Below are 22,765 nucleotides of genomic sequence, written 5' to 3'. Positions count from 1 at the left end.
GGCGGCCGGCCCCCGGAGCGGTGTTCCGGCGGCCGTCGTCATGGCGTTGATGATGCCCGGCGCGGTCCACCCACACACCTGCCCCGGGTGTAAGGAAGGGGCCCTTCTACAACAGAAAACGATAAGAAGGGGCCCTTCCTCGCACGTCTACCCCGCAGTGCGGGCGGCCTCCTCGTCGAGGCGGGCCCGCAGCGCGTCCAACTCGGCCCAGAGCACACCCGGCAGTTTGTCGCCGAACTTCTCGAACCACTCGGTGATCCGGGGCAACTCCTGGCGCCACTCCGCGACGTCGACCCGGGTGGCGATCCGCAGGTCCTCCGGGCTCATGTCGAGACCGTCGACGTCGAGCGCGCCCGGGGCGGGTACGAACCCGATCGGCGTCTCGACCGCGTCGGCCCGGCCCTCCAACCGCTCGACGACCCACTTGAGCACCCGGGAGTTCTCCCCGAAGCCGGGCCAGATGAAGTCGCCGTCGGCGTTCTTCCGGAACCAGTTCACGTAGTAGATCTTCGGCAGCTTGGCCTCGTCGCCGTCGGTGCCCTTGCCCATCTCGATCCAGTGCCGGAAGTAGTCACCGGCGTGGTACCCGATGAACGGCAGCATCGCCATCGGGTCCCGACGGACCACGCCGACCTCGCCGGAGGCCGCCGCCGTGGTCTCCGAGGACAGGGTCGCTCCCATGTAGACACCGTGCACCCAGTCCCGGGACTCGGTGATCAGCGGAATCGTGTCCTTGCGCCGGCCGCCGAACAGGATCGCGTCGATCGGTACGCCGTTCGGGTCGTTGAACTCCTCGGCGACGATCGGGCACTGCAGCAACGGGGTGCAGAACCGGCTGTTGGCGTGCGAGGAGAGCTCGTCGCTGTCCGGCGTCCAGTCCCGACCCTTCCAGTCGATGAGGTGGGCCGGCGGGTCGCCCATCCCCTCCCACCAGACGTCGCCGTCGTCGGTCAGTCCCACGTTGGTGAAGAGGGAGTTGCCGCGGTCGATGGTGCGCATGGCGTTCGCGTTGGTCTTCCAGCCGGTGCCGGGGGCGACGCCGAAGAGGCCGTACTCGGGGTTGACCGCGTAGAGCCGGCCGTCGGAGCCGAACCGCATCCAGGCGATGTCGTCACCGATCGTCTCGACCTTCCAGCCGGGCAGCGTCGGCTCCAGCATCGCCAGGTTGGTCTTGCCGCAGGCCGACGGGAACGCGCCGGCGACGTAGTGCACCCGGCCCTCGGGCGAGGTGAGCTTCATGATGAGCATGTGCTCGGCGAGCCAGCCCTCGTCCCGGCCCATCACGCTGGCGATCCGCAGCGAGTAGCACTTCTTGCCGAGCAGCGAGTTGCCGCCGTACCCGGAGCCGAAGGACCAGATCTCCCGACTCTCCGGGAAGTGCGAGATGTACTTGGTGTCGTTGCACGGCCAGGCGACGTCCTGCTGACCGGACTCCAGCGGGGCGCCGACCGAGTGCAGGCACGGCACGAAATCGGCGTCCGTGCCCATCCCGGCCAGCACCTTCGTGCCCATCCGGGTCATGATGTGCATGGAGACGACGACGTACGCGCTGTCCGTGATCTCCACCCCGAACATGGGCTGTTCCGCCTCCAGCGGGCCCATGCAGAACGGAATGACGTACATCGTGCGGCCTCGCATCGAACCCCGGTAGAGGTCCGTCATGATGCGCTTCATCTCGGCCGGGGCCATCCAGTTGTTGGTGGGGCCGGCGTCGGCTTCGTCAACGGAGCAGATGAACGTACGGTCCTCGGCGCGGGCCACATCGGAGGGATCGGTACGTCCCCAGAAGGAGTTGGGCTTACGGTCCGGGTTGAGTCGTACCAGGGTGCCGGCCTCGACCAGTTCGTCGGTGAGTCGCTGCCATTCCGCTTCCGAGCCGTCGACCCAGACCACCTGGTCCGGACTGGTCAGTTCGGCGACTTCTTTGACCCAGGCGAGTAGTTTGGAGTGGCTGGTCGGAGCTTGATCGAGCCCCCGGATGGTAGCCGGAGCGGCCATGGCAGATCTCCTTTGGTCGACGCTGACCGTTTACAGAGCGTGCGGTGCCGAACGGACCGGCGACGGTGCCGCCGGTGAAAGCCTGGGATTTCCGTCAGCGTAAACCGAGCGGCCGTTCAGGGCAGCGAGACTGGTTGTGAAGAACTGCACAGGATCCGGCGGCCGTGCGATAAGGCGCCTCTTTCCTCGCTGCCGCGCGCAGTTTCACGCAAATCTTCCCGGCGATGACATCGCGTCACGATGTCCTCACGCATTCGCGGAGGTGTCAACCGACCCGGGAGCCACACCGGAAGCGTGACACCGACGGCCGACCGGAGGCGCTCGGCGCCAGCCTCCGCGAGTCGTTCGTAGCGGGCCGTGGGCATGGCCGGGAACCGGTACGCTCAACCCGTGTCCTCGACCGCGACCGGCGAACCACCCTCATCCCCGGGCACCCGGCGCGGCCTCTTCCACCAGCTCTGGCACCGGTTCGGACACCTTCTCCACGAGCTGGGCAAGTTCGGCACGGTGGGCGGGATCGCCTTCGCGGTCGACTTCGCCCTGTTCAACTACGCCAAGGCGAGTCTCGACTGGGAGACCCTGACGGCGAAGACGTTCTCCACCGTGATCGCGGCGACGCTGGCATTCGTCGGCAACAGGTTCTGGACCTGGCGACACCGGGAACGCTCGGGCATGGCCCGTGAGTACTCGCTCTACTTCGTCTTCAACGCGGTCGGCCTCGGCATCGGGCTGGCCTGTCTGGCGATCAGTCACTACGGCCTGGGCAGCATCTGGCCAGGGGTCTTCAAGTCCCTGATCGCCGACAACATCGCGGGGAACTTCGTCGGTGCCGCGTTGGGCACCTTCTTCCGGTTCTGGTCCTACCGGCGCTTCGTCTTCGTCGGTCCGGCGGCGTCCGACGCCCCCGAGGTGATCAGCAAGGGCCACCCGGGGTCGTGACCAGCAGCCCATCCTCGTACGGTCGGTGCGGCCGGCCCGCCCTACTGGCCTAAGGTGTGCGAATGCGTTTCGTCCGGATGTTGCCCGAACGCTGGCAGAGGCTCCTTCACGAGGTGCTGAAGTTCGGCGCTGTCGGGGGCGTGAATGCCGCGATCAACTACGCGGTGTTCATCGCACTCGCGCTCACCGTGTTCGCCGACGGGGAACTCAAGGCGAATGTGGTGGCCACCATCGTGGCCACCTGCACGTCGTACCTGATGAACCGGCACTGGACCTACCGGGACCGGCCCAAGTCGGCCGTACACCGGGAAACCGCCCTGTTCTTCCTGTTCAACGCCACCGGCCTGGCCATCGAGCTGGGTGTGCTGGCACTGGCCAAGTACGGCTTCGGGGTCCGCAACCTCACCGTGCTGCTCGTGGTCAAGACGATCGGTGTCGGCCTCGCCACCATCTTCCGCTTCTGGTCGTACCGCACCTTCGTGTTCCGGAAGCCCCCCAGCACGCCGGACAAGGTCGATACCGGCACAAAGCCGACGCACGGGCCGGAAGGCGACTTCCTGGCCAAGCTGGACCCGGTGGCCGAACTGGCCGAGGCCGCCGCCGAGTTCTCCGACGAACGCGAGGCACGGCCGGACGGGCAGCGACAGACCGGGAGAACCGCCCTGAACGGGCGACCTGGCACGGCGGACGGCGAGGATGCCACCCCGGCCGTCGGCGGCGGGCCGGGCCCAGCCGTGCGCAGGGACGCCGCCCAGGTGGGCGACGGCACGGCGACCGCCCCGAACGGCACGAAGCGGCCGGCCCAGCGCCGGGTTCCGCCACTGCCGGCCGATTTCGCCGAGACCCTCGACGTGGACCTGGACCAGGAACTCGTCGCCGAGCTGAACGCCGCGAAACTGAACGCGGCCGCGCGTCGACGGTTCCGCTGACGCGGCTCCCCGCCCCCGCGCGGGCGGGCGGTGGCCCACAGCCCGCTGGAAGCGAGCATCCCGCCTGAGCGGGACGGCGGCGTCGCAGACCGCTGGGAGCGGATATCTCAGGGGGCGGCCCGCTGTTCCCTCCGCCGTCCCGCCGCGCTCGTGGGTCCGGAGCCGGACGGCCGCTGAAACACCTCCGCGCCGGCCCCGGAAGCGGACCGGCGCGGAAACGTCGACAGCTACTTGGCCTGCTCCTCGCGCAGCGGCTTGCCCTCGGTCATGTCGGCGAGGATCTCGCGCATCTCGTTGTCGCCCAGCGAGTGCTTGTCGTGGTTGGTTTCGACCAGCTCGTACAGCGTGGTCTGGATCTTCTCCACGTTCGGGATGTCCGCCAGCACGGACTGCCCGCGCTCGCCGGCCGACTCGATGGTGAGCGTGCCGCAGCCGAGCATCCGCTCGAGGAACCGCTGGTTCATGGAGTGGTCGTTGATCCGGCTCAGCGGGATGTCCCGCCGGTCACGGTTGAAAACACCCTTCTGCAGCAGAACCCGCTCATTGGTGAACAGATAGTGTGTGGTCCGCCACACCAGGTACGGCCACAGGCTCAACACGACCACCGCCACCAGCGCGACCGCCGCGATCACCCAGCCGGCGATCGACGGCAGGAGGACGAAGCCGACCACCACCGCGGCAATGGCCAGGACCAGCACCAGAACCGGCCGGATCAGCGCCTTCCAGTGTGGGTGCAGGTGCGCCACGACATGCTCGTCCGTGGTGAGCACGTCCTCAGGGAATGCCACCCCAACCTCCTCGTCCATACACGAATGTCCGCCGGTGACCGTAGCGGTTGTCCGCCACCGACACGCCATTCGGTACCGACTCTTTACCGCGACGTACGCCTGGTGACATCCCACCCGTCGGGGACGGTCGCGCCTGGGCCGTGGCAGGGCCGGACTCGGCTCACGACAGGGCCGGGCCCCGGATCACTCAGGCCGGGCGTCAGCAGGCCGGCAACACAGCGGGCCGGGCATCACGGCAGGCCCGGCAGCACGGGGAGGCTCAGCGGAGGTGCAGGACGTCACCCGCGGCGACCCGCCGCTCGCCGTCAAGGGTGTCGAGGACCAGCTGGCCATCGGGGTCGATGGTCCGGGCCGTGCCCACCAGGTCGTCACCGCCGGGTAGCAGCACCCGTACCTCCCGGCCGAGGGTGGCACAGTGCTGCAGATATGCCTCGCGCAGGCCACACTCCCCCGCGTCGCCGCCGGCGGCACGCCAGCGGCCGTACCAGCGCTCGATGCCGCGCAGCAACGCCCGGAGCAGTGGGTCCCGGTCCGTGGCGACGGCACCGGCCAACTGGAGCGAGGTCGCCGGCAGACCGGTGGTGACCGGCAGTTCGTCCACCCGCAGTGTCACGTTCAGCCCGATCCCGAGCACCACCGCCGATGGCTGCCCGGCGGCCGCCGCCACGCCCTCCGCCAGGATCCCGGCACACTTCGCCTCACCCGAGGGCTCGTCGCCCGGCTCCATCGTGGCGGATCCACCGCCCGCCGGCCCGACCCGACCGACGCCCGCCGGGCCGGCAACGCCATCCGCCGGCCCGACATCCGCCCGCTCGACCGGACCGACGCCCGCCGGCCCGGCGACGCTGACCGGCGCCCCGAGTCCGGGCCAGACGAGCAGGTCGTTGGGCCACTTCAGCGCGGAGTCCAGCTCGGCGAGCCGATCCACCGCCTCGACCAGCGCTACGCCGGCCAGCAGCGGCAGCCAGCCGTACCGGGCCGGTGGCACGGCCGGCCAGCCCCGGTCAGACGCGGCAACCCCCGGTCGGAGCAACACACTCACCGCGATCCCGGCCCTGGCCGGCGACTCCCAGGAGCGCCCCCGCCGGCCACGGCCGGCGGTCTGCCGCTCGGCGACCACCACCAGCCCCTCCGGCTCCCCGGACCGGGCGGCGTCCGCCACGTCGGCGTTGGTCGACCCGGTCTCGGCCCGCAGCACCAGCCGGTTCCAGAGGCCGTCGGGGACGATCAGGGCCCGCTGCAGCCGTCGCGCGTCGAGCGGCGGACGGTCCAGGTCGGTGTACGGCGATCCCGGCATCAGGCCAGCGTACGGGGCGTCGTTACGATCGCGGACGTGACTGCGCAGCGGACCTCCACCGAACCCGACCTTCACAGCACCGCCGGACGGATCGCGGACCTCGACCGACGGGTGGACGAGGCGGTGCACGCCGGCTCGGCCCGGGCGGTGGAGAAGCAGCACGCCCGGGGCAAGAAGACCGCCCGGGAACGGATCGAGATGCTGCTCGACGAGGGCTCCTTCGTCGAGTTGGACGGGCTGGCCCGGCACCGGTCGACGAACTTCGGGCTGGAGCGGACCCGCCCGTACGGCGACGGTGTCGTCACCGGCTACGGCACTGTCGACGGCCGCAAGGTCTGCGTCTTCGCCCAGGACTTCACCGTCTTCGGCGGCTCCCTCGGCGAGGTCTTCGGCGAGAAGATCGTCAAGGTGATGGACCTGGCGATGAAGATCGGCTGCCCGGTGGTCGGCATCAACGACTCCGGTGGCGCCCGGATCCAGGAGGGTGTGGTCAGCCTCGGCCTTTACGGCGAGATCTTCTTCCGCAACGTCCGCGCGTCCGGCGTCATCCCGCAGATCTCGCTGGTGATGGGTCCGTGTGCGGGTGGCGCGGTCTACTCACCGGCGGTGACCGACTTCACCGTGATGGTCGACCAGACATCCCACATGTTCATCACCGGACCGGACGTGATCAAGACGGTGACCGGTGAGGACGTCGGGATGGAGGAGCTGGGCGGGGCGCGTACCCACAACACCCGCAGCGGCAACGCGCACTACCTCGCCACGGACGAGGACGACGCGATCGAGTACGTCAAGGCACTGCTGTCCTACCTGCCGTCGAACAACCTCGACGAGCCGCCGGTCTTCGACGACGCCTCGGCCGAACTGGACGTCACCGACGCCGACCGGGAGTTGGACACGCTGATCCCCGATTCGGCGAACCAGCCGTACGACATCCACCAGGTGATCGAGCACGTCCTCGACGACGGCGAGTTCCTGGAGATCCAGCCGCTGTACGCGCAGAACATCGTGGTCGGTTTCGGCCGGGTCGAGGGCCGTCCCGTCGGGGTGGTGGCGAACCAGCCGATGCACTTCGCCGGCTGCCTGGACATCGACGCCTCGGAGAAGGCCGCCCGGTTCGTCCGCACCTGTGACGCGTTCAACATCCCGGTGCTGACCTTTGTGGACGTACCCGGGTTCCTGCCCGGCACCGGACAGGAGTGGGAGGGGATCATCCGACGCGGCGCGAAGCTCATCTACGCGTACGCGGAGGCGACCGTCCCGAAGGTCACGGTCATCACCCGCAAGGCGTACGGCGGCGCGTACGACGTGATGGGTTCCAAGCATCTCGGTGCCGACCTCAACTTCGCCTGGCCGACGGCGCAGATCGCGGTGATGGGCGCGCAGGGCGCCGTGAACATCCTCTACCGGGGTGAACTCGCTGCCGCCGAGGACCCGGCCGCGCTGCGGGCCGAGAAGATCACCGAGTACGAGGACACGCTCGCCAACCCGTACATCGCCGCCGAACGCGGGTACGTCGACTCGGTGATCCGGCCGGCGGAGACCCGGGGCCAGATCGTCCGGGCGCTGCGGGTCCTGCGTACCAAGCGGGAGACCCTGCCGCCGAAGAAGCACGGCAACATCCCCCTCTGACCGGCGGACATCCTCCGATCCGCCCCGGCACGCCGGTTGGAGGTCGGATCGGCTGCCAGACCGGTCGTACCGGCCACCGGTTTCAGCAGCCCCGGATCGCGGCCAGGCAGAGCCGCGCCGCCGCCGCCGAGGCCAGTTCACGGGCGCGGTCCCGATCCGTGTCCACCGGTTGGATCAGCGCGACCAGGTCGCCGAGCCGGATCACCGCCATCAGGTACGTGTCGGAGTCGCTGAACGTTTCGTCCGGCTCCCGGCTGCGGACGGTCACCCGGTGCTCGATCAACAACGACTCGTCGCCGCCGAGGCGCTCCCCCAGCACCGCCCAGTGGTGCTCCGCCTCCACGTCGATGACGCGCGTGCCGCTCTGCGCCGAGCCGGTCGAGACGAAGCGGTCGCAGTCGGTGACGATCCGGTGCACATCCGCGAGGATCCGGCTCGCGTCGTCGACGCTGACCCGGTACACCTCCTCGTGCACGACCGGTTCACCGGTCTCCGGTGCCGCGTACACGGTCGGCGGCTGCTGGACGGTGTGCCGCCGGTACTGCTGGGCGTACACGGTGTCGAACCGGCTCCGGGTGAACGCCGGACAGTGGTTGAGGGTCGCTGGATCGAGAAGGGTCACCGGCTCGTCCCTGCCGGTGTTGACCCGGTCGACCACGAGCCCCGCTCCGACGTCCACCGGCTGCAGCAGCGCCTCCTCCGGCACCGGTTTCCCGGGCGATGCCGGTGAGGGCAGGCCCAGGGCGGTCGTCGACCGGACCGGGGAGGTCGTCGGCACGTCGCCACCCGGCAGCGCCGGCACGTCGTACACCGCCGGGCCGAGGGTGGCGATGGCGGCCGTGCCGGTGCCGAGCAGGACGACCGACGCGAACGCCCCGACGACAAGACGGATCAGGGTACGACGTCGGGCGCGGCCCCGGATCTCCTCCGCCGTGGACCACCGGACGTTGACAAGTTCGGCGTTGAGCCGTTCGACGAGTGCCGCTTCCCGGTCATGCATCGACGACCTCCTCGAACTCCACCACGGACAGTAGTTGGGCGAGCGCGGCCCGCCCCCGCGAAAGCCGGGCCTTCACGGTGCCGACCGGTGCTCCCGTTTTCCGGGCCACCTCGGCGACCGGCATGCCGAGCAGGTAGTAGAGGGCGATGGCGGTGCGCTGCTCCTCGGGCAGCCGGCGTAGCGCGGCGACCACCTCGACGGTGTCGGTGTCCGGCGGCGGGGTGTCCGTGGTCGTCACGCCGTACCGGAGGTAGGCCCGGGCACGGCTACGCAGGCTGCGCCAGCGGTTGATCGCCACCCGGGTCGCCACCATTCGGACCCAGGCCTCCGGATTGTCGTGCCCGCGCACCGTCGACCAGCGCTGCCACGCCCGAATGTACGCCTCCTGGACCGCGTCCTGCGCCTCGCTCAGGTTGCCGGTCAGCAGATAGACGTATCCGAGCAGCCGTTGCCGACTGCCCCGGTAGAACTCGTCGAAGTCCTCGACGTCGGCCACCTGCACCTCCTCGGGCGGATACAGGCGTTACGTCTGTGCCCCCGGGTCCGGTTGCCGGCCTCAGCGGAAAAGTCGTGCCCTCGGGAAGGCACCGGCGGGGATCCGTTCCCGTACCGCCTGCCGGATCGCCCGCTGGATCGCCGCGTTCACCGGCGTCGGCACGTCGTGGCGCCGGCCCAGCAGCACGATCTCACCGTTGAGGTAGTCGGTCTCGACCGAGCCGGTGTCCCGGGCCAGGCTCTGCCAGGTGGAACTGCCCTGCCGCCCAGCCCCGCCGACCGGCACGGACTGGATCCGGTCACCCCGCTCGGCGGCCTCCTCGGCCACCGACGTGTGGGCGATGCCGGCCTTGCCGAGCACCGCCTCTCCCTCGGCCCGTACCGCCTCGTACAACTCTTCGACGGCGCCGGAGTCGCGGCCGAACAGCGCCTCGACGGCGTTGCCGAGGTTACGGAGCAGTTTGCCGTACTTCCAGCGCATGACGTCGTCCCGGACCGGGGCGAGAAAACCAGCGGCCACCAGGTCCTCGGCGATCCGCCGGGCGGTCCCGTCGGAACCGTCCGGGTACCCACCGAGGTGCAGCATCCCGGAGTACGGGTGTCCGCTCGCCACCACCCGCCCCGGTTCCAGGTACGTCGCCGGCAGCCAGACGCAGACCGGATAAACCCGGTCGAAGAGGCGGGCGGCGGCGGTCTCGTTCGCCACGCCGTTCTGGGCGGTGAGCAGCGCAAGCCGCTCCGACGCGGTTCCACCGCCGACCACCGGCAGGTCCGCCCAGGCGCGCAGCGCCGCTTCGGTGTCCTGTGACTTGACCGTCAGCACCAGCACCGTGTCCGGGGTCAGCGTCGGCACGTCCGCGCCGGTGGCCGGGTCGCCGTAGCCGGGCACCTCGGCGGTGTGTTCGCCGTCGGGTGTGACCAGGGTCAGGCCGCGCTCCCGGATCGCCTCCAGTTGGGCACCGCGGGCGACCAGCGCCACGTCCAGGCCGGCCCGGCTCAGCCGTACGCCGATGGTGCCGCCGACCGCGCCGGTGCCGACAATCACGTACCGCATCGTCTTCCTCTGCTCCTCGCCAGCCCCTCCGGTCAGCCCGGTTTCGACTGCTCGTCGTCCAGGTCAACCCGGCAGGCTGACGCCGTTCAGGATCGGACCGGCCAGCAGGGCCGCCCCGGCAAGCAGCACGATCAGGTTGACCACGCCGAAGAACCCGACCCAGACCAGACCGGGTACCCCGGTCAACCAGGCGAGCTGGTCGGCGTCCGACTGCGACAGCTGTCCACGTCGACGCTGCGTCTGCATCTCGCCCACCGGCCGTACGCCCCCGAGCAGCAGAAACCATACCCCGGTGTACGCGAACGCGGCCTGTACCTGCGGTGACGCCTTCCAGGAGACGCCGAGCACCACCGCCGTGGTGACCACGATCGAGACGATGCCGTAGACGTTGCGGATCATGACCAGCATCGCGAGCAGCAGCGCGACCGCGACCCACAGCAACAGGGTTATCCGGTTACCGCCGAGCAGCCACGCACCGGCCAGCCCGATCAGCGACGGCGCGAGATATCCGGCGAGCAGGGTGAGGACCATGCCCGGTCCGGTCGGCTTGCCGGCCGACACGGTCAGTCCGGAGGTGTCCGAGTGCAGCCGGATGCCCTGCAGTCGGCGGCCGGTGAGCAGCGCGACAAGGGCATGTCCGCCCTCGTGCGCGATCGTGATGGCGTTGCGTCCAATTCGCCACGGCACCCGGGTCAGCACCACACCGAGCGCCACCAGGCCGGTGACCAGCACCAGCAACGCCGGCGGATCCGGTTGCGCGCCGAACAACCTGCCCCACAGCTCCGACAGCCCGTCGATCGACATCCGAGCGAGCCTACTGCATGTAAGGAAGGGCCCCTGTTAGCGCTTTCTGTAGGGAAAGGGCCCCCTATCAACCGCCGTGGGCGTGGGCCGGCGGTTCGGCGCAGCAGAACTGGCCAGCCGCAGAAGCGGCAAACGGATGGATCGGCAGCAGCGGGACCGGTTGTCACCGTACGGTCGACAACTGATCCTGCTGCCGCCGATGCCTACTGTTCCGATCAGCTCTGGTTCAGCGGAACCGGTGGGTCACCGCACCGGCGCTCGGTCGGCTCGACACCGCGCCCGTCGCCCGGGCAGGCACCAGGTTGCGGTTCGGCTCACCGCGGCGCAGCACCAGCCATCCAGCCACGGCACCGACGGCCACGGTCACGACACCCACGAGCACAATCAACGCGACCACGCCGAGACTCGCCACCAGCAGTGCCAGGTCACCGACGGCGACCAGCATCCAGAGCGCGATGCTCGGCTTCTTCGCACGACATCGGAAGCTCATCAGTCGTACCTCCTTCCGTCGAGATCATCACTACCCCGACGGAAGGAGGGTCATGCGTGTCTAGTCCGCCCGTACGGGCTTGAAGCCGTCCGCGATGATCTCAAAGTTCTTGAGGTTCTCGTCCCAGTCGTCGGCCGGGACGTCCCAACGGATCGCGTACCCCTTGTCCTTGGCCGTGACAAAACCCCGGTTGCGGACCTGCAGCCGGACACCGTCGTCGTCGAACCGCCACTCCCAGTCGGCCGCCCTGAGCCAGTAGTCCACGCTGTCGATGTTCACCCGCTCGTAGTTGCGGTAGCTGCCCCTGCGGGACTGCTCCTGGCGCCGCCAGTCCGCCTCAGCGTCCGCCAGCGGCCTGTTCGTCTGGTCGATGAGGAGCATGCGCCGGCTCTTCGGATCCTCGAAGTAGACCCGGACCTCGTCGGCCGCCCGACCGTACTTCTGCCGCCGCATCGTCCAACCCTCCGGCACGGGAACGGAGAAACCGGTCGAATCCTTGTGCAGCCGCCAGCCGGGCGGCAACTCCTGTCCGCTGCCGCCGGGCTGCCCCGTCGGGGTGGATGAAGGTTGGGCGGCGGGTGTGCTCGTCGGGGCCGGAGGTTGTGCGGCACTGCCCGTCGGGGCCGGCGGATTCGCCGCCTGGCTGGTGCGGTTCGCGACCGGGTCGGTCCCGCCGCCGTTCTCGTCGCCCGAGCCACCCCTGACCAGTGGCACGATCACCGCGATCGCCAGCAGCACCAGGACGACCAGTCCGCCGATCAGCCACACCTTGTGGTTGTCGCCGCCGATCGCGGCCAGCGGGTTACGGGCGGGGCGCTCTCCGTCGTACGCCACGGCGGCGCCGGTCGGGATCGGCGCGCGACCGGTCGACGGAGCGGCCGCGGCGACCACCTCGGTCGGCGCCGGGTCAGACCTCGGCGGGTCCGAGGTCGGCTCCGGCTCCGGGTCCGGCTCGGCCGTCTCCCCGGTCGCTCCCCCCGCCGGTACGACAACCGTCGGCTCGGCCGCCGGCCGAGTCTCCTCCACACCGGTCGCCGAATCGGTCGGCGCCGGCGCGGTCTGCTCCGGTTGCCCGGTGTTGTTGTCCTCAACCGAGAACGGGGCGGTGTCGGCGGCCGGCGCCGGGATGACCGGAACCGACGGCGGGGACGCGTCGGACGTGGCGGCCGGCGGAGGCGGCGACGCGGCGGTGGGCGCCCCCGACTCCTCCTGGGCCGGTCGGGGCGCCGGCACCGGCACGATCGGGGTACGCGGCACACGCGGACCGTTGGGGCCCGGGCGTCGTACGCCGTCAAGCAGCGACAACCCGGGGCGCCCGCGCCGACCCGCGGCGCGGCGCAGCAGTCGCTCGGCCGTCTCCGCGTCGATCCGCAGCGCCGGGTCCTTCTGCAGCAGCCCGGCCAGCACCGTTTTGAGCGGTCCGGCCCGGCGGGACACCGGCGGCGGTTCGGTGGCCAGCGCGGCCAACGTCGCGATCGCGGACGGCCGGGCGAACGGGGACTGCCCCTCGAGCGCCGCGTAGAGCGTCGCGCCCAGCGACCAGAGATCGGCCTCCGGCCCGAACGTGCCATCCTTGGCCCGTTCCGGAGCGATGTACGCCGGCGAACCCAGAACCAGGCCGGTACGAGTCACGTTCGGGTCACCCGGCACGGTCGCCAGACCGAAGTCGGTCAGGACGACCCGTCCATCGTCGCCGAGCAGCACGTTGCCCGGCTTCACGTCCCGGTGCATCACGCCGGCCCGGTGCGCGGCCTTCAACGCACCCAGCACACCCAACCCGATGTCGATCGTCCTGGCCGGCGAGACCGGCCCGTCGGAGGCGAGGACGTCCTGCAGCGAGCGCGACGGGATGTACTCCATCACGATCCACGGATCACCGTCCGTGCGCAGCACGTCGAAGACGCGGACCACGTTCGCGTGGTTGAGCCGGGCGATCGCCCGAGCCTCCCGCAGCGAGCGCTCCCGCATCTCGCGGCGTTCATCCTCGGTCAGTCCCGGCGGCGGGACCAGCTCCTTGATCGCGACGTCGCGGTGCAGCACCTCGTCGCGCGCCTTCCAGACACGACCCATGCCGCCCTGGCCAAGCGGCTCGACAAGCCGGTAACGGTCAGCAATGAGTTGCGGGGGCGCACTGGACACCTAGGGACGGTACCCAACGCCACATCCGGTCACACTCGCGGCACGCCTATCTGAGACGTCCACCAACTCAGGCAACGTACCCTGAAGCTCATGGCTGACGAGAAACCGCTGCTCCGGGTGGTCCGAGGCACCCCGACCGCCGAGGAACTGGCCGCTCTGGTCGGTGCGCTCGTGCTGCGCCCGCGACCGGCCACATCGGTGCGTTCCGCCGCCGTGTCAACCTGGGCCCGGCACGGCCGTCCCGGTACGGTGTCTCCGTCCGGCCTACCCACCCGTACCGGCCGCGACGCGTGGCGGGTCTCCGGCCTTCCCCACTGACCGCACCGGGTCACGCGTCCCACGTCGTTTACGGGGCTGCCCTGGCTGGCTCACACCCACTAACCTTGATGTGGGGCAGTATGTAGCACCTGGGGAGATCACGTGATACCTGACGAAGACCGTGGCCCAGCCTGGCTGCGGGACTACGGCGGATCCATCGAAGCCGACATCCAGCAGATGGAGCAGTTCGCCAAGGACCTCATGGCCGAGGTGCAGAAGAACTACGTGCCGCACATGGAGCAGGTCCAGGGCGACATGACGCCCAATCTCCCGACGCCGATGGGCTTCCCTGAGCTGTACGACTTCATGCAGGCCCACCGAACCGTCCAGCAGGACTTCTCCGACCGCATCTGGGAGATCGGCGACGGCACGGGCAGGATGGCCACGGCTGCCGAGACGGTGAGCAAGAACTACAGCAACTCCGACGCGTTCTCGCATGCGCGGGTGACCGAGGTCGAGCGAGCCCTGGACCAGAGCGGAGTGGGCGCGCCCCCGGCGCCGGGTACCGAGGCCACGCCACCGGCACAGGGCAACACGTACACCACGGGGGGTTCGAATGCTTGACGCGGGCGGAGGCGGCGGATACGCCGGATCGACCAACTGGTACGGCTTCAACACCCGAGAGATGTGGGCGAGGCTGGCCAATCAGGACACCGAGCCCTACTGGAAGCAGGTCAGCGCCTGGAAGAAGACCGCAGACCTCAGCTCGATGCACCTGTCGCGTTTGAAGCAGTACCGCGACGGGCTGGCCGAGGCCTGGCCGCCGGAGAAGAACGAGGCTGCCCGGGCGTACGTCGAGCGCCTCGACGACCTCATCAACGTGGTGCAGGGCGTCTACGACACGTCAAGCAGCAACCATCAAACTCTTTCGAACATCACGCTGGCCGTCTCCGAGGCGCGGCGCAACCTCGAACCCGTCCTCCGGGAATACGAGGAAAAGGAACGGGCGAAGAAGGACTACGAGGACACCAACCCGCTGCTCGCCATCTTCAAGGACGAGGTGAAGCAGTCGGACCTGGACGCGGTCGACAACAAAGCCCGCAGCATCATGTACTCGCTGAGCGGCGAACTCGCAGGCGCCCAGGTACGCCTCCAGAAGCCTCCGGTATTAGAAAAGGGTGGGGGCCGAACGGGCGGCGACGACGTCAACGATAGCCCGATGGGCAACTCTTACCCGCCCGTCCTGCCTCCGGTGGCACCCATGCCGACAGGCGGGGGTAGCGCCACCTACACAACTTCACCAACACCTGCCATTCACACCGTCGTACCGACACAGACCGCGCCGGGTGTTGGGCCTGTCCTCGGAAATACAAGCACACTGACACCACCAACTGTCTCACCGACGCCGTCACCGATCATTACGCCTTCACCGACGCCTACTCCTGGACCTGGCCTCCCTGGCCCATTCCCACCGCCCAGCACGGGGTTGCCGCCAGGCCCCAAGCCACCGGGTCTGCCGCCAACCCCCGGATATCCCAACTCGTCGAATCTTGGCCAAGGCGGGCCCAAGACCGGCCTGGGTAACGGCGGGGGATTGCCTCCACGAGCGATGCCGCCGGGCGGGATGATCGGCGGATCGCCCGGGTCTGGACTGGGACAACCAGCACCCGGAGCCGGAGCCGCGCGGCGGATCAACCCCATCGGCGGCGTCATCGGCGGCGGAGGCGCTGGTGGCAGCGCGGGCACAACGCCACTCGGCGGGGCCGGTCAGCGGCCAGGCATGGGTGGAGTACCGGCCAGCGGCGCCGGCAGGCCAGGAGCTGGCATGGGACGCAACCCGATGAGTCCTGGTCAAAACCTCGGCGTGCCGCCGAGCAGTCGCGCTGGCGCCCAGAAGCAGGACGAGGAGAACAACCAGCACTGGGATCCCGACAACCCTTGGGAGACCGATGAAGGCGTCGCCCCGGTCATGATGCCGTCCCGTCCGACCGGTCGGATCGATCCGGGCCCGGCGATCGGCTACAACCGGTGATCGTTCGCACGACCCGCGCGGCCGTGGCGCTCCTCTGCGCCACGGCCGTCGCCGTCCTACCCGCCACTACGGCCCAGGCCGATCAGATCCGCGATGACCAGTGGCATTTGCGCTATCTCAAAACCGTTGAAGTTCACAAGATCAGCCAGGGCGAGGGGGTTACGGTTGCCGTTATCGACACCGGCGTCGACCCGCACCCTGACCTGCGCAACAATCTATTGCCGGGAACCGCCACCTACTCGGGCGGCTCAGGCGATGGCCGTCAGGATGGCGACCCCGGCGGCCACGGAACAGGTATGGCTGGCTTAGTAGCGGCTCATGGTCGCGGAAGTAGTGGCGCCTTGGGCATCGCCCCGAAGGCGAAGATCCTCCCAGTTCAGGACGCGGCCGACAAGAAGACGATCGGGCCCGATGACGCAGCTAAGGCAATAGAGTGGGCAACGGCGCAGGGCGCGGACGTAATCAACATCTCGGCAGGCTTGTCTTCTACTTCTCGTCTCCGCGCCGCGATTGAGGCAGCCATAGCCGCCGACATCGTCGTTGTCGCCGCAGGAGGGAATAGGCCCGCCGACTTTCTTGTCCCTTTCCCTGCGGCCTTCGACGGTGTGGTCGCGGTAGGATCTATCGATCGCCAAGGGCGTCTGGCCGATCATTCAGTTACAGGAAACAAGATAGTAATCACAGCTCCTGGGATCGATATTCGAAGCACATCCCGGGGCGGGCGTTACAGCGACACCTGGGGAACCTCGAACGCTGCCGCGATTGTTGCTGGGGCTGCGGCGTTGGTTCGGAGCAGGTACCCGGACCTGTCGGCTAAAGAGGTCGTGCACCGGTTGACGGCGACCGCCGACGACAAGGGCGCGCCTGGACGCGACGAGGAGTACGGCTACGGCGTACTCGACATCGTCGCCGCGCTGACGGCGGACGTACCGCCGCTGGAAGGCGATGCGCAGCCGACCGGAGCCGCCACGCCGGAACAGACCCGGAGCAGCAGCGCCGCACCGGATGGGGGCAGCGCGGGCAACGTCCTCACCACCATCGCGCTGGTCGGGTGCGCCGCGGTGGTGCTCTTCGGGCTGCTGATCGCGTTCCTGATCGTCATGTTGGTACGGCGGAAGAAGCGGACCGCGCCCCGACCGCCCTACTGACAGGCCGGTGATCGGACGGGCGGGCGAACTGGCGGACGGCCGGCGACCTGACGGGCGGTACCGGCGATCCGACGGGCCGGCGACGGGACGAATCCCGCCCGCCGGGCCGAGGCTCGCCAGGCGGGCGGGTAGCGTAGGCCGCCGTGGGTACGACAATCCGGCCGCGTCTGGTGCTCGCCTCGGCGAGCCCGGCCCGACGTAAGCTCCTGCAAGCCGCCGGCATCGAGCCGGAAGTCCTGGTCAGCGGGGTCGACGAGTCACAGGTCGACCATTCGACCCCGGAGGCGCTGAGCCTCACGCTCGCCCGGCTCAAGGCGCGGGCGGTTGCCGATCGGCTCGACCCGTCCATCGCCGGCAGCACCAGCACGGAGACAGGCACCGGCACCGGCAGCAGTAGCAGGGAGACCGGCTCCGGCAGCAGCCGGGAAAACGGTGGCAGCGGCGGCACGGAAAACGGCCAGCCGCGCACCCTGGTCCTCGGCTGCGACTCGGTACTCGCCTTCGACGGGGAAATCCTGGGCAAGCCGGCCGACGCCGACGAGGCGGTCCGGCGCTGGCGCAACATGCGGGGCCGCAGCGGCGTACTGCACACCGGGCACAGCCTGGTCGAGCTCACCACCGGCCGCGAAGTCGGTCGGGTCGCCGGCACCGCCGTGCACTTCGCCGAGGTCACTGACGACGAGATCGACGCGTACGTGGCGACGGGCGAGCCGCTGCACGTGGCCGGGGCCTTCACCCTGGACGGTCTGGGTGGCCCGTTCGTCGAACGCGTCGAGGGCGATCCGGGCACGGTCATCGGGCTCTCGCTGCCGCTGCTGCGCGGCATGCTCGGCGAGTTCGGGGTACGGATCACCGACCTCTGGACGGTCAGCCCGGTACGGCCCGGCTCACGCTGACCTGCCGTACCGCCGCGCCGACTGTCCCGCGCGCGCCACTCATCGGTCCTGGCACGCACCTGGCCCGGGGTGGTCGGGGCCGCCCGGACCGGGGAGGTCGGCACACCGCTGCCGCTCCCCTGTCCGACCAGTCGAGTCACCCCTGGCCAGGTGCCGGTTCAGCGGACGCTGCGGGCGAACTCGCGAGCCGCCCAGCCCACCGCCAGGACGGTGATCACCGTCATGATGCCGAGGCCCTGCCAGACCGAGTCGTTGCCCAGGTCTCCGGCGAAGAGTGCCCGGGCGCCGTCGACCGCCCAGGAGAACGGGTTCCAGTCCGCGATGCCCTGCAGCCAGCCGGGCGCGCCGGCCAGCGGCAGCAGGATCCCGGAGAGCAGCAGCACCGGTTGGGCGATCGTGTTCATCAGCGGCGCCAGGGCGTCCTCGCTCTTCACGACGAGGGCGATCCCGTACGACAGGGCGGACGTCATCAGCGCGATGAGCGCCAGCATCAGGTACGTCAGCAGCAGGTCCAGGATGAACACCGACAGTCCGAAGGCCAGCGCCAGCAGGGTGATGATGATCGCTTGGGCGATCAGCGAGACCACGTCCCGCAGGGACCGGCCGAGCAGCAGGGCCAACCGGCTGACCGGCGTCACCCGGGACCGTTCGATGACTCCGGCCCGCAGTTCGGCGATCAGGCCGAAGCCCTGGAACAGTCCGCCGAAGATGGCGAGCAGCACCAGCAGCCCGGGCACGAAGATCCGGTACGCCTCGGCGTTGGTGGTCACCCCCAGGAAGCCGAGCGCCGGCTTGAGCAGCGGGGCGAAGAGCAGCAGGTACATCACCGGCTGGAAGATGCCGACGAAGAGCCAGACGGGCTGGCGGACCAGTAGCAGGAACTGGCGTTGGAAGATCAGCCAGGTGTCGCGGGCGAACTTCATCAAGGTCTCCTGATCGGGAAGGCAGGGCAGCGTCAGGGGCGTGCGGCGGCGGTCAGGACTCGCGCAGCGAACGCCCGGTCTTGGTGAGGAACACGTCGTCGAGGCTGGGGCGGTGCAGCTCGATGGAGGTGAGCGTGACGCCGGCCGCGTCGAGGCAACGCAGGATCTGCGGCATGTCCCGGGAGCCGTCGTTGACGTAGAGCCGTACCGCGCCCTCGTCGGTGGTCTCCAGGCGGCTGACGTACGGCTCGGTCTCCAGGACCTTGGCGGCGGCGGACGCCGCGCCCTCGATGGCGACCAGCACCACGTCGCCGGAGATCTCCCGCTTCAGCTCCGCCGGTGTGCCCTCGGCGACGATCTCGCCGTGGTCCATGATGGCGATCCGGTCGCAGAGCGCGTCCGCCTCGTCCAGGTAGTGCGTGGTGATGAAGACGGTCATCCCGTCGGCCCGCAGCCGGCGGATCTCGTCCCACATGTGGGCGCGGCTCTGTGGGTCGAGGCCGGTGGTCGGCTCGTCCAGGAAGACGATCTTCGGCTCGTGGATGATGCCGAGCGCGATGTCGACCCGGCGGCGCTGACCGCCGGAGTACGTCCGGCACTTGCGGTCGGCGTACTCGGTGAGCTGGAACGCCGCCAGGGCGCGGGTCGCCCGCTGCTGTGCCTCGGCCTTGCCGATGCCGTACATCCGGGCCTGCAGGACGAGTTCCTCCCGGGCGGTCGACTCGTCCCAGGTGCTGCCGCCCTGGGCCACGTAGCCGATCCGGCGCCGCACCTCACCGGGCTCGGTACGCAGGTTGGCGCCGGCGACCATCGCGTCGCCGCCGTCCGGCTCGATGAGGGTGGCGAGCATCCGCAGCGTGGTGGTCTTGCCCGCACCGTTCGGCCCGAGAAAGCCGAAGATCTCGCCTTCGGCGACCACGAGGTCGACGCCGCGTACCGCGTCGACGGTCTTCTGCGTTCTGCCCTGCCGGGACCGGAACGACTTCCGTAGGCCCCTCGTTTCGATCATTCCCACTCCTGGTTGGCCGGGTCGGCTCTCCGCCGACCGCTCCCCCGGGGCCACGCCGACCGGCGCCCACCCCAACGCTCGGAGGCAGGCTAACGCGATATAACTTTTTTAGTCAACGTTGATTATTGCTTGTTATCCGACTCCGCTCCACCGTCGTCAGCGGCGGCCGACCCGGGCAGCCCGGCCGGCCAGGTGTTCTCGGCGTCGAGTTCGGCGAACCGCTCCCAGCCGGCGAATTCCGTGTAGTTCTCCGGCAGGTACGACACCCCGGCGTCGATCAGGTCGGCGACCCGCTCACACCAGTCGACCTCCCCCTTCGCCCGGGCGATCGCCAGCTGCCACATCCAGGTCACATGGATCGGCTTCCCCTGCCGCATCCACCCGGAGTCCATCGCGGCCTGCAGGCTCGCCATCTCGGCCCGCAGCAACCGGGCCCGATTGTGCAGCGCCGCCGACGCCTCCTCCCGGGGCAGCGCGGGCAGGAACGAGAAGGCGACCGAGAACGGGTCGACCACCTGGGCGAGATCCCACCACTGAGCCCTCAACAGGTTCTGGAACTCCTCCTCGCCCTTCGCGGTGACCTCGTACGTGACCCGGGCCGGACGGGCGCCGACCTGCTCGGTCGCCACCTCCCGCAGCAGCCCCTCCTCGGTCATCTTGCGCAGTGCGTGGTAGATCGAGCCGGGCTGCACGTTCGCCCACTTGTCCGCACCCCAGCTCAGCAGCTCGCGGCGGACGTCGTAGCCGTGCACCGGTTGCATCCACCGCACCAGGCCGAGAATCATCATTCGGGTACTTGACACACAGTGAAGCGTAATAGCCAAACTTGACTAACATCCTGTCGCCACCCGACGGGCGGCGGAGAGACGTCAGCCACACCTGCCCTCAGACGCCACACCCCAGCCGTCGGCGACGCGTCCGGTCACCGACAATGTCCTGGCAAACCGCGCCGGACGTCCGGCGACCCCGGAAGCCGCCCTCGCCGAGGTGACTGCACCCAGCCACCGTCGAGCGGGTGGCCGTCCACGATCCGCGACCGGCACGGCCCGCCATCGGAGCGGTCCGGGCCGGAAGTGGTCCGCGACAGGAGCGGTTCGCGAGACGAGCCGTCCGCAACAGGAGCGGTCCGCCACACGAGCGATCCGCAACACGAGGAGGAGCAGCCGCGTGCGCAAGGTACTCATCGCCAACCGGGGCGAGATCGCGGTCCGGGTGGTCCGGGCCTGCCGGGACGCCGGGCTGGCCAGCGTCGCCGTCTACGCCGACTCCGACCGGGACGCACTGCACGTCACCCTCGCCGACGAGGCGTACGCGCTGGGTGGCGAGACCGCGGCGGAGACGTACCTGCGGATGGAGAAGCTCCTCGACGTGGCCGCCCGGTCCGGGGCGGACGCCGTACACCCGGGTTACGGGTTCCTCTCCGAGAACGCCGACTTCGCGGCCGCGGTGATCGACGCCGGCCTGACCTGGATCGGGCCGAGCCCGCAGGCGATCCGTGACCTCGGTGACAAGGTCACCGCCCGGCACATCGCGCAGCGGGCCGGTGCCCCGCTGGTCCCCGGCACCCCGGACCCGGTGGGCGGCCCGGACGAGGTGCTGGCCTTCGCGGTCGACCACGGGCTGCCGGTCGCGATCAAGGCCGCGTTCGGTGGCGGCGGCCGGGGGCTGAAGGTGGCCCGGACCATGGACGAGATCCCGGCGCTGTTCGAGTCGGCGACCCGGGAGGCGGTCGCCGCGTTCGGCCGTGGCGAATGTTTCGTCGAGCGCTACCTGGACCGGCCCCGGCACGTCGAGGCGCAGGTCCTCGCCGACCAGCACGGCAACGTGATCGTGGTCGGCACCCGGGACTGCTCGCTGCAGCGCCGGCACCAGAAGCTGGTCGAGGAGGCCCCGGCACCGTTCCTCACCGACGAGCAGCGGGCCCGGATCCATGCCAGCGCCAAGGCGATTTGCCGGGAGGCGGGCTACCACGGCGCCGGCACGGTGGAGTACCTCGTCGGTCTCGACGGCACGATCTCGTTCCTGGAGGTCAACACCCGTCTGCAGGTCGAGCACCCGGTGACCGAGGAGACCGCGGGGATCGACCTGGTCCGGGAGCAGTTCCGGATCGCGGCCGGCGAGAAGCTCCGGTTCGACAGCGACCCCATCCCGCGCGGGCACTCGATCGAGTTCCGGATCAACGGGGAGGACCCGGGCCGGGGTTTCCTGCCCGCCCCGGGCACGATCACCGCGCTGCGGCTGTCCTCCGGCCCCGGCGTACGGGTCGACACCGGGGTCGCCGCCGGTGACGTGGTCGGCGGCAACTTCGACTCCCTGCTGGCCAAGGTGATCATCACCGGCGAGACCCGGACCGAGGCGCTGGAACGGGCCCGTCGTGCCCTCGACGAGATGGTGGTGGACGGGATGGCGACCGCGCTGCCGTTCCACCGGCTCGTCGTCCGGGACCCGGCCTTCACCGACGCGCCGTTCCGGGTGCACACCCGGTGGATCGAGACCGAGTTCGACAACGTCGTGCCGGCGTTCACCGCGCCCGCCCCGGCCGCCGAGCCGACCCCGGCCCGCGAGACCGTGGTGGTCGAGGTGGCCGGCAAGCGGCTGGAGGTGAGCCTTCCCGCCGGCTACGGCTCGGGTACGGCGCCTTCTGTCGCCCCGGCCGCTGGCGCCCGGCGGCCGGCCCGCCGGGCCGGAGGCTCCGGTGCGGCCGGTGGCGGCGCCGGCGGCGACGCGCTGACCTCCCCCATGCAGGGCACCATCGTCAAGATCGCTGTTGCCGACGGCGACACCGTGGCCGAGGGCGACCTGGTCGTGGTGTTGGAGGCGATGAAGATGGAACAGCCACTGCACGCGCACCGGGCCGGCGTGGTCAGCGGGCTGACCGCCGAGGTCGGCGCCGTACTCACCGCCGGGGCGACCATCTGTGTGATCAAGTGAACG

19 protein-coding genes and 3 pseudogenes are annotated in these 22,765 nt (G+C 69.9%); 9 read left to right on the top strand and 13 right to left on the bottom strand.

Annotation, left to right across the window (positions count from 1 at the left end; translation table 11 throughout):
• Positions 1 to 147: 147 nt before the first annotated feature.
• A complete protein-coding gene (locus V1633_RS14200) occupies positions 148 to 1,998 on the bottom strand; it encodes a phosphoenolpyruvate carboxykinase (GTP) (RefSeq protein ID WP_331214751.1) in 1,851 nt (616 codons plus the stop codon).
• A gap of 363 nt (positions 1,999 to 2,361) precedes the next feature.
• On the opposite strand from V1633_RS14200, the gene V1633_RS14195 reads away from it, so the two are divergent.
• A complete protein-coding gene (locus tag V1633_RS14195; protein ID WP_331214750.1) occupies positions 2,362 to 2,937 on the top strand; it encodes a GtrA family protein in 576 nt (191 codons plus the stop codon).
• Positions 2,938 to 2,999: 62 nt separating this feature from the next.
• Positions 3,000 to 3,608, top strand: a pseudogene (locus V1633_RS14190) (GtrA family protein); the annotation flags it as partial.
• 485 nt (positions 3,609 to 4,093) lie between these two features.
• Here V1633_RS14190 and V1633_RS14185 read toward each other — a convergent pair.
• From V1633_RS14185 to V1633_RS14180, 3 genes and pseudogenes are all read right to left on the bottom strand, one after another.
• On the bottom strand, positions 4,094 to 4,654 hold the full coding sequence (locus tag V1633_RS14185; RefSeq protein WP_331214749.1) for a PH domain-containing protein: 561 nt from the start codon (positions 4,652 to 4,654) through the stop codon (positions 4,094 to 4,096).
• Between the two features lie 259 nt (positions 4,655 to 4,913).
• A pseudogene (locus V1633_RS36975) lies at positions 4,914 to 5,051 on the bottom strand (biotin--[acetyl-CoA-carboxylase] ligase); the annotation flags it as partial.
• Positions 5,031 to 5,951, bottom strand: a pseudogene (locus tag V1633_RS14180) (biotin--[acetyl-CoA-carboxylase] ligase); the annotation flags it as partial. The pseudogenes V1633_RS14180 and V1633_RS36975, both read right to left, overlap by 21 nt.
• 36 nt (positions 5,952 to 5,987) lie before the next feature.
• On the opposite strand from V1633_RS14180, the gene V1633_RS14175 reads away from it, so the two are divergent.
• On the top strand, positions 5,988 to 7,583 hold the full coding sequence (locus V1633_RS14175) for an acyl-CoA carboxylase subunit beta (protein WP_331214747.1): 1,596 nt from the start codon (positions 5,988 to 5,990) through the stop codon (positions 7,581 to 7,583).
• A gap of 82 nt (positions 7,584 to 7,665) precedes the next feature.
• Here the strand turns inward: V1633_RS14175 and V1633_RS14170 are convergent, their stop codons facing one another.
• The 6 genes from V1633_RS14170 to V1633_RS14145 form a co-directional block, all read right to left on the bottom strand.
• Complete coding sequence (locus tag V1633_RS14170; protein ID WP_331214746.1) at positions 7,666 to 8,583, bottom strand: hypothetical protein; 918 nt, start codon at positions 8,581 to 8,583, stop codon at positions 7,666 to 7,668.
• Entirely contained in the window at positions 8,576 to 9,079 is a 504-nt protein-coding gene (locus V1633_RS14165) for an RNA polymerase sigma factor (RefSeq protein ID WP_331214745.1), read from the bottom strand. Before V1633_RS14165 ends, V1633_RS14170 begins: the two co-directional genes overlap by 8 nt.
• Before the next feature lie 60 nt (positions 9,080 to 9,139).
• Positions 9,140 to 10,132: a ketopantoate reductase family protein gene (locus tag V1633_RS14160; RefSeq protein ID WP_331214744.1), complete on the bottom strand. Its 993-nt coding sequence runs from the start codon at positions 10,130 to 10,132 to the stop codon at positions 9,140 to 9,142.
• 63 nt (positions 10,133 to 10,195) lie between these two features.
• Complete coding sequence (locus V1633_RS14155; protein WP_331214743.1) at positions 10,196 to 10,936, bottom strand: M50 family metallopeptidase; 741 nt, start codon at positions 10,934 to 10,936, stop codon at positions 10,196 to 10,198.
• A 226-nt stretch (positions 10,937 to 11,162) separates the two neighbouring features.
• Positions 11,163 to 11,426, bottom strand: coding sequence for a hypothetical protein (locus tag V1633_RS14150; RefSeq protein WP_331214742.1), 264 nt, complete (start codon positions 11,424 to 11,426; stop codon positions 11,163 to 11,165).
• 60 nt (positions 11,427 to 11,486) lie between these two features.
• Entirely contained in the window at positions 11,487 to 13,565 is a 2,079-nt protein-coding gene (locus V1633_RS14145; RefSeq protein WP_331214741.1) for a serine/threonine-protein kinase, read from the bottom strand.
• Positions 13,566 to 13,655: 90 nt separating this feature from the next.
• On the opposite strand from V1633_RS14145, the gene V1633_RS14140 reads away from it, so the two are divergent.
• From V1633_RS14140 to V1633_RS14120, 5 genes are all read left to right on the top strand, one after another.
• Positions 13,656 to 13,883: an acyl-CoA carboxylase subunit epsilon gene (locus tag V1633_RS14140; protein ID WP_331214740.1), complete on the top strand. Its 228-nt coding sequence runs from the start codon at positions 13,656 to 13,658 to the stop codon at positions 13,881 to 13,883.
• Positions 13,884 to 13,985: 102 nt separating this feature from the next.
• Positions 13,986 to 14,447: a hypothetical protein gene (locus V1633_RS14135; protein WP_331214739.1), complete on the top strand. Its 462-nt coding sequence runs from the start codon at positions 13,986 to 13,988 to the stop codon at positions 14,445 to 14,447.
• Entirely contained in the window at positions 14,440 to 15,855 is a 1,416-nt protein-coding gene (locus V1633_RS14130) for a hypothetical protein (protein WP_331214738.1), read from the top strand. The genes V1633_RS14135 and V1633_RS14130 overlap by 8 nt, the downstream gene beginning before the upstream one ends.
• Positions 15,852 to 17,003, top strand: coding sequence for a type VII secretion-associated serine protease mycosin (gene mycP / locus V1633_RS14125; RefSeq protein ID WP_331214737.1), 1,152 nt, complete (start codon positions 15,852 to 15,854; stop codon positions 17,001 to 17,003). The genes V1633_RS14130 and mycP overlap by 4 nt, the downstream gene beginning before the upstream one ends.
• A 143-nt stretch (positions 17,004 to 17,146) precedes the next feature.
• Complete coding sequence (locus tag V1633_RS14120; protein ID WP_331214736.1) at positions 17,147 to 17,899, top strand: Maf family protein; 753 nt, start codon at positions 17,147 to 17,149, stop codon at positions 17,897 to 17,899.
• A gap of 158 nt (positions 17,900 to 18,057) precedes the next feature.
• Here the strand turns inward: V1633_RS14120 and V1633_RS14115 are convergent, their stop codons facing one another.
• The 3 genes from V1633_RS14115 to V1633_RS14105 form a co-directional block, all read right to left on the bottom strand.
• A complete protein-coding gene (locus V1633_RS14115; RefSeq protein ID WP_331214735.1) occupies positions 18,058 to 18,822 on the bottom strand; it encodes an ABC transporter permease in 765 nt (254 codons plus the stop codon).
• Between the two features lie 52 nt (positions 18,823 to 18,874).
• Positions 18,875 to 19,831: an ATP-binding cassette domain-containing protein gene (locus tag V1633_RS14110; RefSeq protein ID WP_331214734.1), complete on the bottom strand. Its 957-nt coding sequence runs from the start codon at positions 19,829 to 19,831 to the stop codon at positions 18,875 to 18,877.
• 122 nt (positions 19,832 to 19,953) lie between these two features.
• Positions 19,954 to 20,634, bottom strand: coding sequence for a PadR family transcriptional regulator (locus V1633_RS14105; RefSeq protein WP_331214733.1), 681 nt, complete (start codon positions 20,632 to 20,634; stop codon positions 19,954 to 19,956).
• Positions 20,635 to 20,998: 364 nt separating this feature from the next.
• Here V1633_RS14105 and V1633_RS14100 point away from each other — a divergent pair, with 364 nt between their 5' ends.
• On the top strand, positions 20,999 to 22,762 hold the full coding sequence (locus V1633_RS14100; RefSeq protein WP_331214732.1) for an acetyl/propionyl/methylcrotonyl-CoA carboxylase subunit alpha: 1,764 nt from the start codon (positions 20,999 to 21,001) through the stop codon (positions 22,760 to 22,762).
• Positions 22,763 to 22,765 lie beyond the last annotated feature (3 nt).

Source organism: Plantactinospora sonchi (assembly GCF_036422035.1).
Classification (GTDB): domain Bacteria; phylum Actinomycetota; class Actinomycetes; order Mycobacteriales; family Micromonosporaceae; genus Plantactinospora; species Plantactinospora sonchi.
The sequence above is the reverse complement of the archived record's forward strand: the minus strand, read 5'-3'. Positions and strand labels throughout refer to the sequence as shown.

Excerpts from the sequence above, each read along its gene's own strand:
- V1633_RS14200 (WP_331214751.1), bottom strand. The coding sequence starts at position 1,998 with ATGGCCGCTCCGGCTACCATCCGGGGGCTCGATCAAGCTCCGACCAGC.
- V1633_RS14195 (WP_331214750.1), top strand. The coding sequence starts at position 2,362 with ATGGCCGGGAACCGGTACGCTCAACCCGTGTCCTCGACCGCGACCGGC.
- V1633_RS14170 (WP_331214746.1), bottom strand. The coding sequence starts at position 8,583 with ATGCATGACCGGGAAGCGGCACTCGTCGAACGGCTCAACGCCGAACTT.
- V1633_RS14160 (WP_331214744.1), bottom strand. The coding sequence starts at position 10,132 with ATGCGGTACGTGATTGTCGGCACCGGCGCGGTCGGCGGCACCATCGGC.
- V1633_RS14155 (WP_331214743.1), bottom strand. The coding sequence starts at position 10,936 with ATGTCGATCGACGGGCTGTCGGAGCTGTGGGGCAGGTTGTTCGGCGCG.
- V1633_RS14150 (WP_331214742.1), bottom strand. The coding sequence starts at position 11,426 with ATGAGCTTCCGATGTCGTGCGAAGAAGCCGAGCATCGCGCTCTGGATG.
- V1633_RS14140 (WP_331214740.1), top strand. The coding sequence starts at position 13,656 with ATGGCTGACGAGAAACCGCTGCTCCGGGTGGTCCGAGGCACCCCGACC.
- V1633_RS14130 (WP_331214738.1), top strand. The coding sequence starts at position 14,440 with ATGCTTGACGCGGGCGGAGGCGGCGGATACGCCGGATCGACCAACTGG.
- V1633_RS14115 (WP_331214735.1), bottom strand. The coding sequence starts at position 18,822 with ATGAAGTTCGCCCGCGACACCTGGCTGATCTTCCAACGCCAGTTCCTG.
- V1633_RS14110 (WP_331214734.1), bottom strand. The coding sequence starts at position 19,831 with ATGATCGAAACGAGGGGCCTACGGAAGTCGTTCCGGTCCCGGCAGGGC.